Raw genomic sequence first — 15,439 nt, forward strand, 5'->3', positions numbered from 1 at the left:
AAGTGGGGATGCATGAACTATCTGAAGGAGATGCTCGCCTCTCGCGAGCTGCTCATCAACCTCACGATGCGCGAGGTGAAGGGCAAATACAAGCGCACCGTGTTCGGCCAGTTGTGGTCGCTCGCGAACCCGCTCGCGCTCATGCTCATCTACACCTTCGTGTTCGCGTTCATCATTCGCATCGAGTTGCCGCCTGGCGACCCGAGCGGACTCAACGTCTTTGCCATCTGGTTGCTCTGCGGCCTACTGCCGTGGATCTTCTTCGCCAACGTGCTGAACTCGGGCGTGACGTCACTCGTCTCCAATGCTGGCCTGATCCAGAAGGTTGCCTTTAGCCGGGTCGTGCTTCCGCTCTCGCAGGTGGCGTCGGCCGCCTACAACTGGCTCTTCGAGATTGCGGTGCTCGTCGTCGTGCTGAGCATCCTTGGCGCTTTCGTGTTGCCGTGGCTTCCGCTCGTGGTGGTGGCGATGGTGCTGCTCGCCGTGTTCGCCTCGGGCCTTGCGCTCATGCTTTCGATTGCGAACGTCTACTTCCGCGACACGCAGTGGTTCCTCTCGATCATCCTGCAGCTCGGCATGTACCTGAGCCCCGTCATCTACCCGGTGACGATGGTGGCGGATGCGTCGGCGGGCGTCGGCGGGATCTGGGGCACCCCCGTGACGATCCTCGATCTCTACCACCTGAACCCGATGGTCCACTTCCTCGAGGTGTTCCGTAATCTGCTCTACGACAACCGCTGGCCAGACCCGACGGCGTGGCTTGTCTGCCTCGCGTGGGCGGTCGGTGCGCTCGTCGTTGGACTCTGGGTGTTCCGGCGCAACGAGAAGAACCTGGCGGAGGCACTGTGAGCGACGTCGCGGTCCGCGTGGACCATGTCAGCAAGAGCTTCCGCATGTATCACGAGCGAAACCAGACGCTGAAGTCGGCCATCATGCGCGGGCGCACCTCGGTGCACGAGGACTTCTGGGCCCTGCAGGATGTGAGCTTCGATGTGCCCGAGGGCTCGACCTTCGGGCTCATCGGCAGCAACGGCTCGGGCAAGTCGACCCTGCTCAAGTGCCTCGCCAAGATCTACCACCCCAACAAGGGCACGATCACGCACTACGGCAAGCTCGCCGCCATGCTGGAGGTCGGTTCAGGCTTCCACCATGAGCTCTCCGGCCGCGAGAACATCTACCTCAACGGCTCAATCCTGGGGATGTCGCGCAAGGAGATCGACCGCAAGTTCGACGACATCGTGGGCTTCTCGGGCGTCGAGCAGTTCATCGACCAGCCCGTGAAGAACTACTCCTCGGGAATGTACGTGCGCCTCGGCTTCTCCGTCGCGATTAATGTCGACCCTGACATCCTCGTTGTCGACGAGGTCCTGGCCGTTGGTGACGCAGAGTTCCAGAAAAAGTGTTTCGACAAGTTCGCTGAGTTCAAGCGGTCGGGCAAGACGGTGATCCTGGTGAGCCACTCGATGGACTCGGTGCGCTCCATGTGTGATCACGCAGCCTGGCTCAACAAGGGAACGCTCGAGGCCGTCGGTGAGGCGCAGCCGACGATCGAGGCATACGAGGCGTCACTCAACGACTGAGCGGATCGAGCTCGTTTTCTGCGGGGTGCGCCCGTCGAAGTCCCCCGGGGCCGCCTCTGGGTAGGATCGTCGGGTGCAGATCCGAGAACTCTCCGTGCCCGACTCCTACGAGATCACCCCCAAACAGTTCGGCGACGACCGCGGCGTGTTCCTCGAGTGGTACCGCTTCGACCGTCTCGAGGAGGCGATCGGTCACCCCATCGACCTGCGGCAGGCCAACACCTCCGTCTCCAAGCGCGGGGTCGTTCGCGGCATCCATTTCGCGGATGTTCCGCGCGGCCAGGCCAAGTACGTGACGGCCACTCACGGGGCAGTGCTCGACTATGTCATTGACATCCGTGTCGGGTCGCCGACGTTCGGGCAGTGGGATTCAGTGCTGCTCGACGACAAGGATCGTCGCGCCATCTACATCGCTGAGGGTCTCGGTCACTGCTTTGTCGCGCTGACGGATGATGCGACGGTGAGTTATCTCGTGAGCGACGTGTTCAACCCCAGCAAGGAGCACGGCATCAACCCGCTCGATGAGCAGGTCGGCCTTGTCTTCCCGCCTGAGGCGGGGGAGCCCCTCCTTTCGCCCAAGGACACGGATGCCCCAACCCTCGCCCAGGCTGCCGGGCAGGGGCTCCTACCCCAGTACGACGACATCCGTCGCTACTACGACCTCCTCAACCAGAAGGACGCGTGATGCGCGGAATCATTCTCGCCGGCGGTTCCGGCACCAGGCTCTGGCCCATCACCAAGGGCATCTCGAAGCAGCTCATGCCGATCTTCGACAAGCCCATGATCTACTACCCGCTGTCGACGCTCATGATGGCGGGCATCAACGAGATCCTCATCATCACGACACCCGAGTACAACGCGCAGTTCAAAGCGCTCCTCGGCGATGGCAGCGAGCTGGGCATCCGTCTCGAATACGCCGTGCAGCCTTCCCCGGACGGTCTCGCGCAGGCGTTCATCATTGGCGAGGAGTTCATCGGCGACGAGAGCGTGGCCCTCGTGCTCGGTGACAACATCTTCCACGGTGCGGGCCTCGGCTCGTCGCTGCGCAACCACGGCGAGGTCGAGGGCGGCCTGATCTTCGCGTACCACGTGTCAAACCCGACCGCGTATGGCGTCGTCGAGTTCGATGACGCCATGAAAGCCGTCTCGATCGAGGAGAAGCCGGCAAAGCCGAAGAGCAACTACGCGGTGCCGGGCCTCTACTTCTATGACAACGATGTGGTCGAGATCGCGAAGACGATTGAGCCGAGCGCGCGCGGCGAACTCGAGATCTCGACCGTCAACGAGAGGTACCTCGAGGCGGGCAGACTGCAGGTGCAGGTGCTTGACCGGGGTACAGCGTGGCTCGACACGGGCACGTTCGAGTCGATGATGCAGGCATCCGAGTACGTGCGCGTAATCGAAGATCGCCAGGGCTTCAAGATCGGATGCATCGAGGAGATCGCATGGCGCGCCGGTTGGATCGATGATGCCCAGTTGCGGGCGCTGGGGGAGTCGCTCGTGAAGAGCGGTTACGGCACGTATCTGCTGGGACTGCTCGGCGAGAACGAGGGGTAGCTTCAGTCGGAAAAACCGGCGTTCTTGTTGCCTGCGATTCGGGCGCGAGTCCGTTACCCTTGTAAATCGATGCCCTCGAATGGGCGCGGTAGGGGTGTGTTACGTGCGTAGGTTTGCGGCGGGTTTTCGTTCTCGGGCGGTGACGGTTCTTGCCGTCTTGGCAGTGGTCGCATCTGGCCTCACAGTTGGAGCGGTATTGACTCCCGCTCAGCCGGCTGACGCAGCGAGCGGTTCCCTCTTCAACCCGGGGTACATCATCAGCGACGCGGAGTTCTTCAACCCGAACGGGATGACCGAGGCGCAGATCCAGAACTTCCTCAACTCGGCCGCTCCTGGCGCCTGCGGGCCGAACGGTTGCCTCAAACAACTCGTGATGGATACGACGAACAAGCCGCAGTACTTCTCCGACTCGTCCGGCAAGGTGGAGTGCACCGCCTATCCGGGTGCACTTGGCGAGTCGGCGGCACGCATCATCTTCAAGGTGCAGCAAGCCTGCGGCATCAGCGCGAAGGTGTTGCTGGTCACCCTGCAGAAGGAGCGCGGCCTCGTCGGCAAGACCAACCCGATCCCTGCCGATTTCACGGTGGCGATGGGCTACGGCTGCCCCGACACTGCAGCCTGCGACGTCAACTACTACGGTTTCTTTAATCAGGTCTGGTCGGCTTCGCGTCAGTTCAAGGCCTACAAGGCCTCGCCGCAGTCGTTCAACTTCCGTGCCGGTGTTACCCGCAACGTTCAGTGGCATCCGAATGCTGCATGCGGTTCTGCCCCGGTCTATATCGCCAACGCCGCAACGGCAGCGCTCTACAACTACACCCCGTATCAGCCCAACCGCGCGGCGCTTGCAAACATCTACGGCACCGGCGACGGGTGCAGCTCCTACGGCAACCGCAACTTCTTTGCGTACTACAGCGACTGGTTCGGTTCCACTGGGGCGCCGGCCAACCTCAACCCCGTCGGCGACGTGAACGCCGTGACGTCCCGCGCTGGAGGCGTCACCATTCGTGGCTGGGCCTTCGACCCTGAGACGACCGACCCCATCTGGGTCGACGTGTACGCCAACGGCGTGTACAAGAAGTCCCTGCGAGCTAACCAGTCGCGGCCCGATGTGAAGGTCGCATATCCCTACCAGTCGGCAAGTCACGGCTACCTGGGCGACATCGACCTGCCGGCGGGCGCCCACAATGTGTGCGCCTATGCGATCAACATCGGCGGCGGCTCGGTGAACCCCCTGCTCGGGTGCCGCACGGCGACCGCCGGAGCCGCGACGACTCCGACGCCAACCCCGACTCCGACGCCAACCCCGACGCCAACCCCGACGCCGACACCAACGCCCACGCCGACGCCTGACCCCAGCGTGCCGGTCCAGCCGAAGCCCTCCCCAGACCGGGGATACGTGCCGCGGGGGGACGTCAACGACATCAAGCTCTCGGGAACCTCTGCAACCGTGCGGGGTTGGGCATTCGACGCTGACACCCCCCTCCCGATCTTCGTGGACGTCTGGGTGAACGGAAAGTGGAAGTCGTCGATCTTCGCGAACGTCGCTCGCCCAGACGTGAAGGCGGTGTTCCCCGCCCAGGGCAACAACCACGGATTCTCGTCCGCAGTGACCCTCGGGGCAGGCTCGAACAAGGTCTGCGTCTATGCGATCAACGCGGGCGCGGGCGTGAACCCGCTCATCGAGTGCCAGACGGTCACGGTGGGAGCAGCGACGCCGACACCCACCCCGACGCCGACGCCGAACACTGGGACTGCGGTGCCACGCAGCGACCTCAACCATGTCCGTTCCGCTGGCGCGGGCGTCGTGAACATCAAGGGGTGGGCGTTCGATCCCGACACGACGGCTCCCATCTACGTCGACATGTGGGTGGACGGTGCCTGGAAGGCGAGCATCCTCGCCAACGTGGCACGCCCAGATGTGAAGGCGGCGTTCCCGGCTCAGGGCGACAATCACGGGTTCCTCCAGAACGTGGCAGTGCCGAGCGGTGCTCGCTCGATCTGCCTCTATGCCATCAACACCGGCGTGGGTGGACACCCGTTGATCGGGTGCCAGACCGTCAGCGTCCCCTGACGCTGCGCCCCCGGCGGGCGCAGAAAGTTGGGTCGGTAGGATGTTCTCCGTGCATCCCCCGAGCCTTGTGATCCAATCCGTCCTGTACGGCAACGAGAGCGCACTCATCGAGCGGGCGGTCGAAGCCGTGGCCAATTCGGCCCGCACTGCAGTGGCGTCAGGCGCCCTTGGCGAATGGGGCGTGAGGCTCGGCGACGCGTCGCCGGAGCCCGTGCTCGACGCCGATCTCGCGGCGCGGTTGGGTGATGCCGTCGAGGCAGCCGGGGGCACATTCGACTACGTCCTGTTCGGCTTCAACAGTGGGCACGGCCAGGGACACAACCTGCTGGCGGCCGACTCGACGTCAGACCTGCTGCTGTTCCTCAACCCCGACTCCCTCATCGCTCCCGAGACGCTCGCCGAACTCATCGCAGTCGCCTCCGCCGAGGGGGTCGGGGTGGTCGATGGCCGGCAGCTGCCCCTCGAGCACCCTAAGGACTTCGACACGGTGACCGGCGAGACGAGCTGGTCCTCTGGGGCCTGCTCCATGACGCGACGCAGCGTCTTCGTCGAGGTGGGCGGCTTCGACCACGAGACATTCTTCCTGTACTGCGACGACGTCGACTACTCCTGGCGGGTGAAGCTGGCCGGCCACGGGGTTCGGCACGCCCCGGCTGCACGACTTTTCCATGACAAGCGCCTCACCCGCCACGGCGACATGGTGGCGAGCGAGGCCGAGCACTACTACTCCGCTGAGGCCGCGCTGCTACTCGCATACAAGTACTCCCGCGACGACATCGTTGAAAACATCGTCGCCGCATTCCGGCGCGAGCCAGCCGACAGCCATGTAGGGCGCGCACTCGTGGAATTCACGCGTCGACGGCAGGCGGGCCTGCTGCCACAGCGGCTCGACCCGAGCCATTCCGTTGGCCAGTTCATCAACGGCAACTACGCCGTCCACCGGTTCTAGGGGCATCCATGATCACCGCAAATTCCGGATCGGCATCCACGCCGCCGACGCGAAGCTCCTTCTCACAGCTGCTCGACCAGCTGCTGGCGGAGCCGGCGATCACGCCGTCGATCGCCGAGCATCTCGCAGCCGTCCGGGCCGAACTCGACGCACCTCCACAAGCAGACGCGCCGTTCCTCTCAGTGCTGATGCGCACGCAGGGAAAGCGTATCGAGCCCATCAAGGACGCGATGCTCTGCCTCGCGGCGCAGGTCGATGAAGATTTTGAGCTGATCCTGCTGGCTCACAACGTCGACGCGGACACCATCTCGCAGCTCGAGCAGATCGTCGCCGCCTACCCGGCGAGGTTCTCGAACCGCGTCCGGGTGATCGACGTGCAGGGCGGTGGCCGTGGACGGCCGTTGAATGTCGGCCTCGAAGAGGCCCGGGGCGACTATGTCGTGGTGTTCGACGACGACGACATCGTCATGGCCGACTGGGTGGAGCGTTTCCACGAGGCCGCCACGATCAGTCGCGGCCGTGTTCTCAGGGCGGATGCCGCGCTTCAGAAGGTCAATGAGACGAGCTGGCCCGACGGGCGCTCCGGGTTCCTCACACACTCCCGGGCGGATGCCGCCTACCGCAAGGATTTCGATTTCGCGCGGAACTACGAGGCCAACCAGACCCCGTTCATGGCCCTCGCGTTCCCGGCATCATTGTTCAAGAAGCTCGGCAGCAGGGTGGACGAATCGCTGCCGGTGTGCGAGGACTGGGACCTCATCGTGCGCGCGTCGTCGACCTGCGGGGTCACCGAGGTTCATGCGCTCACGTCGGTCTATCGACGCTGGGATTCGGTGGGGCACTCCTCCTACACCGTGCATGCGGCGGAGGAGTGGCAGGATGCTGAGGCCCGCATCATCGAGAAGGCCAACTCCTCGGTGCAACTGTTCCCCCCGGGGATCGTGGTTCGGTTGAGTTCGATGCTCAAGCATGAGGGTGCCGCTCCCGTGCTCGACCAGCTCACCTCGACGCTCAGCTGGCGCGTTACCAAGCCACTGCGCACCGTGCGCGGTGCGCTCGGGCGTGCGCTCGGGCGTGCTCGCGGGCGGCTCCGCAGGTTCAGCCTGTGACGGCCCGCGATCGTTCGCCTCGGATGACCCGCGTCATCCGGCGCATCCGCCCCCTGCACCTAGCGCCGCTGCTGGCACTGCTCGTGCTGGGCGCGTGGGTGTTCGCCTCGCCGCTCGGTTCGAGCCCCGACGACGACTACCACCTCACGAGCGCGTGGTGTGCTGATAGCCCGAGCGCTGACTGTGAAGCGGGCGACAACACCGCTGTGCGCGTGGCACCCGAAGAGGTCGTGGAGGCGGGGCACTGCTTCCGCTGGGACGCCACCGACAGTGCCGCCTGCCAAGACCAACTGCTCGATGGCGACGTCACGGCGGACACGGTGACGACGCGCGGCAACTTCAATCCCAGCTATCCGCCCGTCTATTACTCGGTCATGAACGTCTTCGTCGGGGATGACGTGGAGGCCGCCGCACTCACCATGCGCTTCGTCTCAGTGGCGGTGTTCATCACCTTGACATCGGCCCTCTTCGCGCTGCTGCGCCCCGAGCGTCGTCCCATGCTGTTGTTGGCCTGGGTCGTCACCACGATGCCCCTAGGCCTGTTCCTCATCGCGTCGAACAACCCGAGCGGGTGGGCGGTGATCGGTCTCGGCACCGTGTGGATCTCGCTGCTGGGGTTCTTCGAGAGCCACGGCTGGCGGAAGGTCGCGCTCGGCGCGATCACCGTGATCGCCGCCGTGATGAGTGCGGGTTCCCGCGGTGATGCGGCGATGTACACGATCATCGCGCTGGGCGTCGGCAGTGTGCTCGGCTTCGCGCGCACCCGTCGCTACGCTCTCGGCCTAATTCTGCCGGGCGTGCTCGCGGCGCTCTCTGTGGCGTTCTTCTTATCGGCGCGCCAGGTGCGATCGGGGATATCCGGCTTCACTGGAGCGGTCAGCGCGGAAGCCATCGTTGAGCGCCACGCTTCGGTCGACAAGGTCCAGCTCGCCATCTCGAACTTCTTGGAGGTGCCGTCCCTGTGGGCGGGGATCTTCGGGGGCGACTACGGCCTCGGCTGGCTCGACACGAAGTTCCCGGCGATCGTGACGTTCGCGGGCATCCTTGCTTTCCTCGTTGTGATCGTCGCCGGCCTGGGTCGAATGACCTGGCGCAAGGGGCTCATGCTGTTGGGGCTCGTCGCCGTGCTGTGGCTGCTGCCGGTATGGGTGCTCACGCAGGGGGCGTTCCCCGTCGGCGAGCAGGTGCAACCGCGGTACCTGCTGCCGCTCATCGTCGTGTTTGCAGGCGTCGCCGCATATGGGGCGGGCGATCTGCGCCTGACCCGGCTGCAGATGTGGCTGCTAGTGGGTGCGCTGTCGTTCGCGCACGCGATCGCTCTGCATAACAACATGCGCCGGTACATCTCGGGCGACGCGAACTTCGGCTGGAATCTCAACACGGCGGTGGAGTGGTGGTGGAGCTTCATGCCCTCGCCCATGATCGTGCTCATGGTCGGCGCGCTGGCCTACCCGTTGCTGTTGGCGATGCTCATGCAGGCCATCGCCCGCACATCGCAGGCTGTCGCCGTCACGGCTGCCCGATAGTGCGATAACCGACGCCGGCCCACACGGCGGGGTTGGTCACCCTGCGCCCGTCGACGAGAGTACGAATGCCTGGGATCGTCGATGGTGCGAGCGTGCGGTATTCGACGTGGTCGGCCTGGATGACGGCCGCGTCTGCGGCCTCACCCGGCGTGTAGGGCGCGAAGCCCAGCGCGGCGAGCTCCTCGTCGCTGTAGAGCGGGTCGTGCACCCTCACCTCTGCCCCGCGGGCCTTCAGCGCGTCGACGGTGGCGAAGACCCCGGAGAACGCGGTCTCCTTGACCCCGCCGCGGTATGCCGCACCGAGCACGACGACGGATGCCCCCGCGAGCGGACCGTGTTCCTGTTCGAGCAGGTTGACGGCGTACTCGGGCATGCCGGCGTTGGCCTCACGGGCCGCGCGCACCACCGTCGCATCCGGGTCGTTCCACAGGTAGAGACGGGGGTACACGGGAATGCAGTGGCCGCCGACGGCGATTCCGGGCTGGTGGATGTAGCTGTACGGTTGCGAGTTCGTCGCCTGGATCACTTGGTAGATGTCGATGCCCTGGGTCGCTGCATAGCGGGCGAACTGGTTGGCGAGGCCGATGTTGACGTCGCGATACGTCGTCTCGGCCAGCTTCGCCATCTCGGAAGCCTCGGCGCTGCCCAGGTCCCAGACGCCATTGGGCTGAGGGAGGTCGGTGCGGTCGTCGAAGTCGAGCACGGCGTTGTAGAACTCGACCGCCTTTGCGGCGCCCTCGGGGCTGAGCCCGCCGACGAGCTTCGGGTACTTGCGCAGGTCTTCGAAGACCCGGCCGGTGAGCACCCGCTCCGGCGAGAACACGAGGTGGAAGTCGGCGCCCTCGGTGAGGCCGGAGACCTCTTCGAGCATGGGCTTCCAGCGCGTGCGGGTGGTGCCGACGGGAAGCGTGGTCTCGTAGGAGACGAGCGTGCCGGGGGTGAGGTGCTCGCCGAGCGAGCGTGTCGCGGCATCCATCCACCCGAAGTCAGGGCGCGCCTCGTCGTCGACGAAGAGCGGCACGACGAGCACGACCGCGTCGGCGCCGGGCACGGCAGCCGCGTAATCGGTGGTGGCCCGCAGCCGTCCGGCCGGGACGAGCTCCTCGAGCTTCTGCTGCAGGTGGGCCTCGCCCGGGAACGGCTCCTGTGCCGCATTCACCATGTCGACGGCCCGTGGGTTGACGTCGACGCCGACCACCTCGTGGCCCTTCGATGCGAACTGGACGGCGAGCGGCAGGCCGATCTTGCCGAGGGCGATGACAGCGATCTTCACGATGGGTATATTCCTCGTAGGCTCGGGCGACGCGACGTAGCTCGCGTACTCCCTAGATTCTAGACGGGGCTCGTCGAAGCAGCCTGGGCACAGGCGCACGCGCCGTAGCATGGGGAATATGTCTGCTCGCCCACGGATCCTGTGCATCTCGTTCTCCGAGTTCGTGGCAGATGCCCGTGTTCTGCGCCAGCTCGATGTTCTTGCGCAGTACGGCGATGTGGTCACAGTCGGCTATGGCCCTTCTCCCGAGCGCGCTTCCGCTCATCTCGAAATCCCCGTGGAGCAGGCTTCGCTACCCCAGACACCAGCCGGCGTGATGCGCCTGATTCTGCGACGTTTCCGAGCCGTCGAACTCACCGCTCCTGCGGTCCGCACGGCGCGGGAGCTCATCGGCAACCGAGACTTCGACCTCGTGGTAGCTAACGAGGCAAGGGCCCTGCCGCTTGCTTTCGCAGTCGCCAATGGCGCTCCCGTCTGGGGCGACATGCATGAGTGGGCGCCCGGTGAGCGCACTCATGTGCTCTCGTGGCGACTCCTCGTCGCCCCCTTCATGCGCAATGTGTGCCGCGTCTACCTGCGGAAGTGCGGAGCGGTCTCAACCGTGAACAGGTCGATCGCCGATCTCTACGAGCGAGAGTTCGGTGTGACAACCGCAGTGGTCAGGAATGCGCTCGCGCTCCAAGACCTCGTGCCCTGCGGCGTGAAGGAGGATCGAATAAGGCTGGTCCACTCGGGAGCCGCAGTGCCGGGGCGCAATATCGAGACGCTGATCGACGCTGCTCTCCTTGCGGGCGAGCGGTTCACACTCGATCTCTACCTTGTTCCCGCGCGCGACGGTGGCCGGTACCTCCGTGAGCTTCGCGCTCGATCACGCGGGAGCGAACGCATCACCTTCCATGCGGCCGTCGATCCCTCCGCCCTGCCAGCGACCCTCAACGCCTACGACGTGGGAGTGTTCTCGCTTCCTCCGCGCACCATCAACCACCGCTACATGTTGCCGAACAAGTTCTTTGACTTCGTGCAGGCGCGGGTCGCGATCGTCTTCGGGACATCCTTCGAGACGGATCGTCTCATCACCGACCACTCATTGGGCCTCATCGCGCGCGATTTCCATGCTGAGACACTCGCGGAGGTGCTGCGCGGTCTGAACGCGGAGTCGGTGCGCCGATTCAAGGCCTCAGTCCACGCGGCCGCACAACTACTCTCTTCTGAGCAAGACGAGGCGGCCCAGCGTTCGATCATCGAGGGACTCCTGTCGAGTACGGGGGAGGCTCGATGACTGGACTTCGGGTGGCGATCGTATCCCGCATTTTCACGCCGGAGCCTGCGGCCGCGAGTTTTCGCCTGGCTGCGCTGGCTCGCCGGCTCAGTCATGCGGGTGCAGCCGTCCGCGTCGTGACTTCTACCCCGCCGAAGGGTCTCGCGGTGGACGGCGCCGACCTGCCCCAGATCTCCATCCGTCGTGCCCCCGTGCTTCGTGATCGCGACGGCTACGTCAGGGGTTATCTGAATTATCTCAGTTTCGACATCCCGGCCTTCTTCAGGATTCTTTGCGGCCCTAAAGCTGATGTCGTTGTCGTTGAGCCGCCGCCCACGACGGGCGTGCTGATGCGTGTTGCCTGCGCACTCCGTCGAGTTCCCTACGTCTATTACGCGGCGGATGTCTGGGCCGACGCCGTCGTGGCGGTAGGTGTCCCCAGCATCGTCTCCACGACACTTCGCGTCATGGAGAGGTTCGCTGTGAACGGGGCGAGCGCCGTGCTTTCGGTGTCCGAATCCGTCACTTCGCGCCTGCGTGACCTCGGTTCGCGCAGTGACGTCGTCACGATCGGCAACGGCGTCGACACGAGCGTATTCGCAGCCTCCGGCAGGGCGATTGACCTGGGCGCCCCCTACTTGCTCTACGCGGGGACGGCGTCGGAGGTCCACGGTGCCACGATCTTTCTCGACGCATTCGAGATCGTGCTGGCGACACATCCAAATGCGCGGCTGGTATTCATTGGGCAAGGGGCCGACTTCGATGCGCTTCGAGATCGGGCTGCGTCGTTGCCGGAGGATGCCGTGCGGTTCCACGCGCGCATGCCGGGCGCTGAGGTTGGCGAGTGGATGCGAGGCGCAAAAGCGACCCTCGCGAGTGTTCGTCCCGACGTGTATGCGATCGCGTTCCCGACCAAGCTCTACGCGTCCATCGCCTGCGGAACACCCGTCGTATACGCGGGCGAGGGGGAGGCGAGGAGTTTCGCAGCAGCCAACGGAGTCGGATGGTCGGTCGACTATTCGACAGATTCGGTCGCTCGCGCGATGTCGGCTGCGCTGGATGCCGCGTCCGTTCCGGAGTCCCGTGCACAACTCGCCGCGTGGGCTGCGCGCGAGGTATCACTTGACGGTGTGGCCGATCGCGCCGCCGCCGCGGTGCTCTCCCGCTGCTCCGACGAAAGCCGTTCGGAGCCGCGCCAGTGATTCATGTGGGAAACTGAACTCCATGTCTCGCGCGTGGGTGGTGATCCCGATGTACAACGAGGCCGGGATGATCGCTTCGGTCATCTCCTCGGTGCGTGGAACATTTCCGCATATCGTCTGTGTCGATGACGGTTCCTCTGACGGCACGGCGGAGGCGGCGGCCGCTGCGGGCGCCGTGGTCGTCAGGCACCCGATCAATCTGGGCCAGGGCGCGAGCCTACAGACCGGCATCGACTACGCCCTACGGGATCCGCAGATGACGGAGATCATCACCTTCGATGCCGACGGTCAGCATCAGGTGGGTGATGCGGCCGCGATGGTCGAACGAATGCGCAAGGATGCTCTCGACATCGTCGTCGGTTCCCGTTTCCTCGACGACCGCACGCAGATAGGGCGCGCCAAGCGACTGGTCCTCAAGACGGCTGCCTTCTACTCTCGCCTCGCCACAGGCATGGCCCTCACCGATGCGCACAACGGCCTGCGAGTGATTTCTCGCTCGCTCGCAGAGCGCATCGAATTGCGCCAGAACCGGATGGCTCACGCCTCTGAGCTGATCGACCAGGTGGGCGCGCTCAAGGTGCCCTGGGCGGAGCATCCAACACACATCATCTACTCGGACTATTCACGGGCGAAGGGGCAATCCCTGCTCAACTCCGTCAACATCCTCGTGGACCTACTCTTCAGGTGACCGACATGCAGATCTTCTTCCAAATCACAGCGGCGGCCGTCATCGTCATCGCTGCCGTATTCACGCTGCGCGGCGGTGGCGACCGGCATCAAGCGATCCGGCGGGTCGCCCTCATGCTGTTCATCCTCGCGGCAGCCTCGTCGGTGTTCGTTCCGGGCATTTGGACATGGATGGCGCAGCTCGTCGGAGTCGGCCGGGGCGCTGACCTGCTCTTGTACCTGCTCGTGCTCACGTTCCTCGGTTTCGTGGCGACCACGTACCGCCACTTCCGCTCGCTCGAAACTCGGGTGACTCTGCTTGCGAGGGAGCTCGCGCTCAGTCAGTCCCCGCCGCCCCATGATGCGGGTGCCAGCACCGAGTCTCCTGGCAGCGAGCCTCGACAGTGAAGACGGTGCTTGAGGTATACCGCGACTTCATCGCTGTGCTTCCCTCGAATGCACGGCGTTTCGTCAACTTCTACTCCGTCGCGCAGGCGTTGCTCGCGCTGCTGGACGCTGCGGCACTCGGGTTACTGGCGCTCGTGATCGCACCTCTCAGCACGGGCGCCGCGGTGACACTGCCGCTGATCGGTGCACTCGACGATACCGGCGCGATCATGGCCATCGGTTCGGTCTGCGTTCTCATCATCGCCAAGGGGGTGCTTTCGTCACTTCTCCTCTGGTGGGCCACACGTCGCCTCGCGCGGTACGAGCTGGAGATCGGGACGCGCCTGTTCAGGTCGTACATGGCGGCGCCGTGGACAGAGCGGCTGAAGAAGAACTCCTCCGACATCGTCCGGCTTGCCGACTCGAGCGTTAACGCCGCGGTCATCAGCTTCATCCTGCCGGGAGCGACGATACTTGGCGAGATCGCCAGTCTCGTCGCAGTGCTGACCGTACTCGCGATCGTGCAGCCGGTCATTGCCGCCGTGACATTCGTGTACCTGGGCATCATCGGCGTGGTGTTGTACTTCTGGATCGCCCAGCGTGCCCGAGTGGCTGGGCGAGTCAATCTCCAGTACACGCTCCAGACCGGCCGTTTCATCACTGAGATGGTCGGGGCGATGAAGGAGATCACGCTTCGGAACAAGAACGCTGAGGTCGTCGAAGTTGTCGAGGATTCGCGGATCCACAGCACGAGGGCCCGCGCCAACGCATATTTCCTCGGCCAGGTGCCGCGCTTCGTGCTCGAGTCCGGCATCATCGGTGGCTTCGTGCTCGTGGGAGTTGTGAGCTATTTCATGGGAGGCGCGCCCATGGCGATCAGCGCAGTCGCCCTGTTCGGACTCGCTGGCTTCCGCATGGCTCCCTCCGTGATCAGGCTCCAGTCCGTGTTGTCGCAGATGCTCTCGGCTGCACCACACCCCAAGGCAGTGATCGAAGAGATCCACTCGGCCGAACGCGCGGCGCGATCGGTGACTTCATCGGCGAGCTCGACCCTGCCACAGGATCCCAGAGGTCTCGAACTCGACAGCGTCACCTTCCGCTATTCAGATGATGCCCCGAGCGCCGTGGAGTCCGTCTCCCTCATCGTGCCATTCGGCTCGACTGTCGCGCTCGTCGGCCAGTCCGGGTCAGGCAAGTCGACGCTCGTCGACCTGATGCTGGGCCTCATCGAGCCGAGCGACGGGCGCATCTCGATCTCAGGCGTCGATTTGAACGAGCTCACTGCTGCCTGGCGTTCGCGCATCGGGTATGTCCCGCAAGACGTGATCCTGTTCGACGGCACGATCGCCCAGAACGTGGCGCTGAGCTGGAAGGGCGAAATCGACAGGGACCGTGTGCGCCGCGTGCTGGACCAGGCGCAGCTCCTCGACCTGGTCGAGCGTCGCGAAGGTGGAATCGACGCCCGAGTGGGGGAGCGAGGGCTGGCGCTTTCCGGTGGGCAGAGACAGCGGCTTGGCATCGCCCGTGCACTTTACGGCGAGCCGCTCGTGCTTGTGATGGATGAGGCGACCAGTGCGCTCGATACCCAGACGGAAGCGGCCGTGATCGAGGCCATCGGCGCTCTCGACGATGACCTCACCATCATCCTGGTGGCGCATCGCTTGGCCACCGTGCAGGAGGCCGAACATGTCGTTTATCTCGAGGACGGACGCGTCGTGGGGGCAGGCACGTTCCGTGAGGTCGTCGCTGCGGTTCCGAAGTTCGCGCAGCAGGCGGCCCTTGCAGGCCTGCTCTGACGTCGACCATGACCCGGCGCGCAGACGTCCATCTTGCGGGTGTTATGTTGGGTGGTTGAAACGCG

14 protein-coding genes are annotated in these 15,439 nt (G+C 64.8%); 13 read left to right on the forward strand and 1 reads right to left on the reverse strand.

The genetic code is table 11. The annotated features are described in order from the left end of the window. The first annotated feature begins 12 nt into the window (after positions 1–12). The 8 genes from ACIQK7_RS08855 (at position 13) to ACIQK7_RS08890 (ending at position 8,792) form a co-directional block, all read left to right on the forward strand. Positions 13–849: an ABC transporter permease gene (locus tag ACIQK7_RS08855; protein WP_403023466.1), complete on the forward strand. Its 837-nt coding sequence runs from the start codon at positions 13–15 to the stop codon at positions 847–849. Continuing rightward, positions 846–1,580, forward strand: coding sequence for an ABC transporter ATP-binding protein (locus tag ACIQK7_RS08860; RefSeq protein WP_403023469.1), 735 nt, complete (start codon positions 846–848; stop codon positions 1,578–1,580). Before ACIQK7_RS08855 ends, ACIQK7_RS08860 begins: the two co-directional genes overlap by 4 nt. Before the next feature lie 73 nt (positions 1,581–1,653). Beyond that, complete coding sequence (locus ACIQK7_RS08865) at positions 1,654–2,265, forward strand: dTDP-4-dehydrorhamnose 3,5-epimerase family protein (RefSeq protein WP_403023472.1); 612 nt, start codon at positions 1,654–1,656, stop codon at positions 2,263–2,265. Further along, positions 2,265–3,137 carry a glucose-1-phosphate thymidylyltransferase RfbA gene (gene rfbA / locus ACIQK7_RS08870; protein WP_403023474.1) on the forward strand — a complete coding sequence of 291 codons (873 nt, stop codon included), beginning with the start codon at positions 2,265–2,267 and terminating at the stop codon, positions 3,135–3,137. The genes ACIQK7_RS08865 and rfbA overlap by 1 nt, the downstream gene beginning before the upstream one ends. Before the next feature lie 196 nt (positions 3,138–3,333). Continuing rightward, positions 3,334–5,208 carry a hypothetical protein gene (locus ACIQK7_RS08875; RefSeq protein ID WP_403023476.1) on the forward strand — a complete coding sequence of 625 codons (1,875 nt, stop codon included), beginning with the start codon at positions 3,334–3,336 and terminating at the stop codon, positions 5,206–5,208. A gap of 49 nt (positions 5,209–5,257) precedes the next feature. Then, positions 5,258–6,157: a glycosyltransferase gene (locus ACIQK7_RS08880; protein ID WP_403023478.1), complete on the forward strand. Its 900-nt coding sequence runs from the start codon at positions 5,258–5,260 to the stop codon at positions 6,155–6,157. An 8-nt stretch (positions 6,158–6,165) separates the two neighbouring features. Continuing rightward, positions 6,166–7,266, forward strand: a complete 1,101-nt coding sequence (locus ACIQK7_RS08885) for a glycosyltransferase (protein ID WP_403023480.1) — start codon at positions 6,166–6,168, stop codon at positions 7,264–7,266. Positions 7,267–7,289: 23 nt separating this feature from the next. After that, a complete protein-coding gene (locus tag ACIQK7_RS08890) occupies positions 7,290–8,792 on the forward strand; it encodes a DUF2142 domain-containing protein (protein WP_403023483.1) in 1,503 nt (500 codons plus the stop codon). Here the strand turns inward: ACIQK7_RS08890 and ACIQK7_RS08895 are convergent. Further along, positions 8,776–10,065 carry a nucleotide sugar dehydrogenase gene (locus tag ACIQK7_RS08895; RefSeq protein WP_403023486.1) on the reverse strand — a complete coding sequence of 430 codons (1,290 nt, stop codon included), beginning with the start codon at positions 10,063–10,065 and terminating at the stop codon, positions 8,776–8,778. The genes ACIQK7_RS08890 and ACIQK7_RS08895 overlap by 17 nt on opposite strands. A 118-nt stretch (positions 10,066–10,183) precedes the next feature. Between ACIQK7_RS08895 and ACIQK7_RS08900 the strand changes: the two genes are divergently transcribed. Genes ACIQK7_RS08900 through ACIQK7_RS08920 form a run of 5 tightly spaced genes read left to right on the forward strand, consistent with a single transcriptional unit; the run spans position 10,184 to position 15,374 of the window. After that, positions 10,184–11,344, forward strand: coding sequence for a glycosyltransferase (locus ACIQK7_RS08900; RefSeq protein ID WP_403023488.1), 1,161 nt, complete (start codon positions 10,184–10,186; stop codon positions 11,342–11,344). Further along, positions 11,341–12,525 (forward strand): glycosyltransferase family 4 protein, encoded by a 1,185-nt coding sequence (locus ACIQK7_RS08905; protein WP_403023491.1) that lies wholly within the window; start codon positions 11,341–11,343, stop codon positions 12,523–12,525. Before ACIQK7_RS08900 ends, ACIQK7_RS08905 begins: the two co-directional genes overlap by 4 nt. 22 nt (positions 12,526–12,547) lie before the next feature. Next, positions 12,548–13,213 carry a glycosyltransferase family 2 protein gene (locus tag ACIQK7_RS08910; protein WP_403023493.1) on the forward strand — a complete coding sequence of 222 codons (666 nt, stop codon included), beginning with the start codon at positions 12,548–12,550 and terminating at the stop codon, positions 13,211–13,213. A 5-nt stretch (positions 13,214–13,218) separates the two neighbouring features. Beyond that, positions 13,219–13,599, forward strand: a complete 381-nt coding sequence (locus ACIQK7_RS08915; RefSeq protein ID WP_403024029.1) for a DUF2304 domain-containing protein — start codon at positions 13,219–13,221, stop codon at positions 13,597–13,599. Beyond that, entirely contained in the window at positions 13,596–15,374 is a 1,779-nt protein-coding gene (locus ACIQK7_RS08920; RefSeq protein ID WP_403023496.1) for an ABC transporter ATP-binding protein, read from the forward strand. The genes ACIQK7_RS08915 and ACIQK7_RS08920 overlap by 4 nt, the downstream gene beginning before the upstream one ends. The last annotated feature ends 65 nt before the right edge of the window (positions 15,375–15,439 follow it).

Origin of the sequence: Salinibacterium sp. GXW1014, from assembly GCF_044769865.1 — a bacterium.
Lineage (GTDB): Bacteria > Actinomycetota > Actinomycetes > Actinomycetales > Microbacteriaceae > Homoserinimonas.

What these genes read in the sequence shown, in the direction of transcription:
- ACIQK7_RS08855 (WP_403023466.1), top strand. Translation starts at nt 13, where the DNA reads ATGAACTATCTGAAGGAGATGCTCGCCTCTCGCGAGCTGCTCATCAAC.
- rfbA (WP_403023474.1), top strand. Translation starts at nt 2,265, where the DNA reads ATGCGCGGAATCATTCTCGCCGGCGGTTCCGGCACCAGGCTCTGGCCC.
- ACIQK7_RS08885 (WP_403023480.1), top strand. Translation starts at nt 6,166, where the DNA reads ATGATCACCGCAAATTCCGGATCGGCATCCACGCCGCCGACGCGAAGC.
- ACIQK7_RS08890 (WP_403023483.1), top strand. Translation starts at nt 7,290, where the DNA reads ATGACCCGCGTCATCCGGCGCATCCGCCCCCTGCACCTAGCGCCGCTG.
- ACIQK7_RS08900 (WP_403023488.1), top strand. Translation starts at nt 10,184, where the DNA reads ATGTCTGCTCGCCCACGGATCCTGTGCATCTCGTTCTCCGAGTTCGTG.
- ACIQK7_RS08905 (WP_403023491.1), top strand. Translation starts at nt 11,341, where the DNA reads ATGACTGGACTTCGGGTGGCGATCGTATCCCGCATTTTCACGCCGGAG.
- ACIQK7_RS08910 (WP_403023493.1), top strand. Translation starts at nt 12,548, where the DNA reads ATGTCTCGCGCGTGGGTGGTGATCCCGATGTACAACGAGGCCGGGATG.
- ACIQK7_RS08915 (WP_403024029.1), top strand. Translation starts at nt 13,219, where the DNA reads ATGCAGATCTTCTTCCAAATCACAGCGGCGGCCGTCATCGTCATCGCT.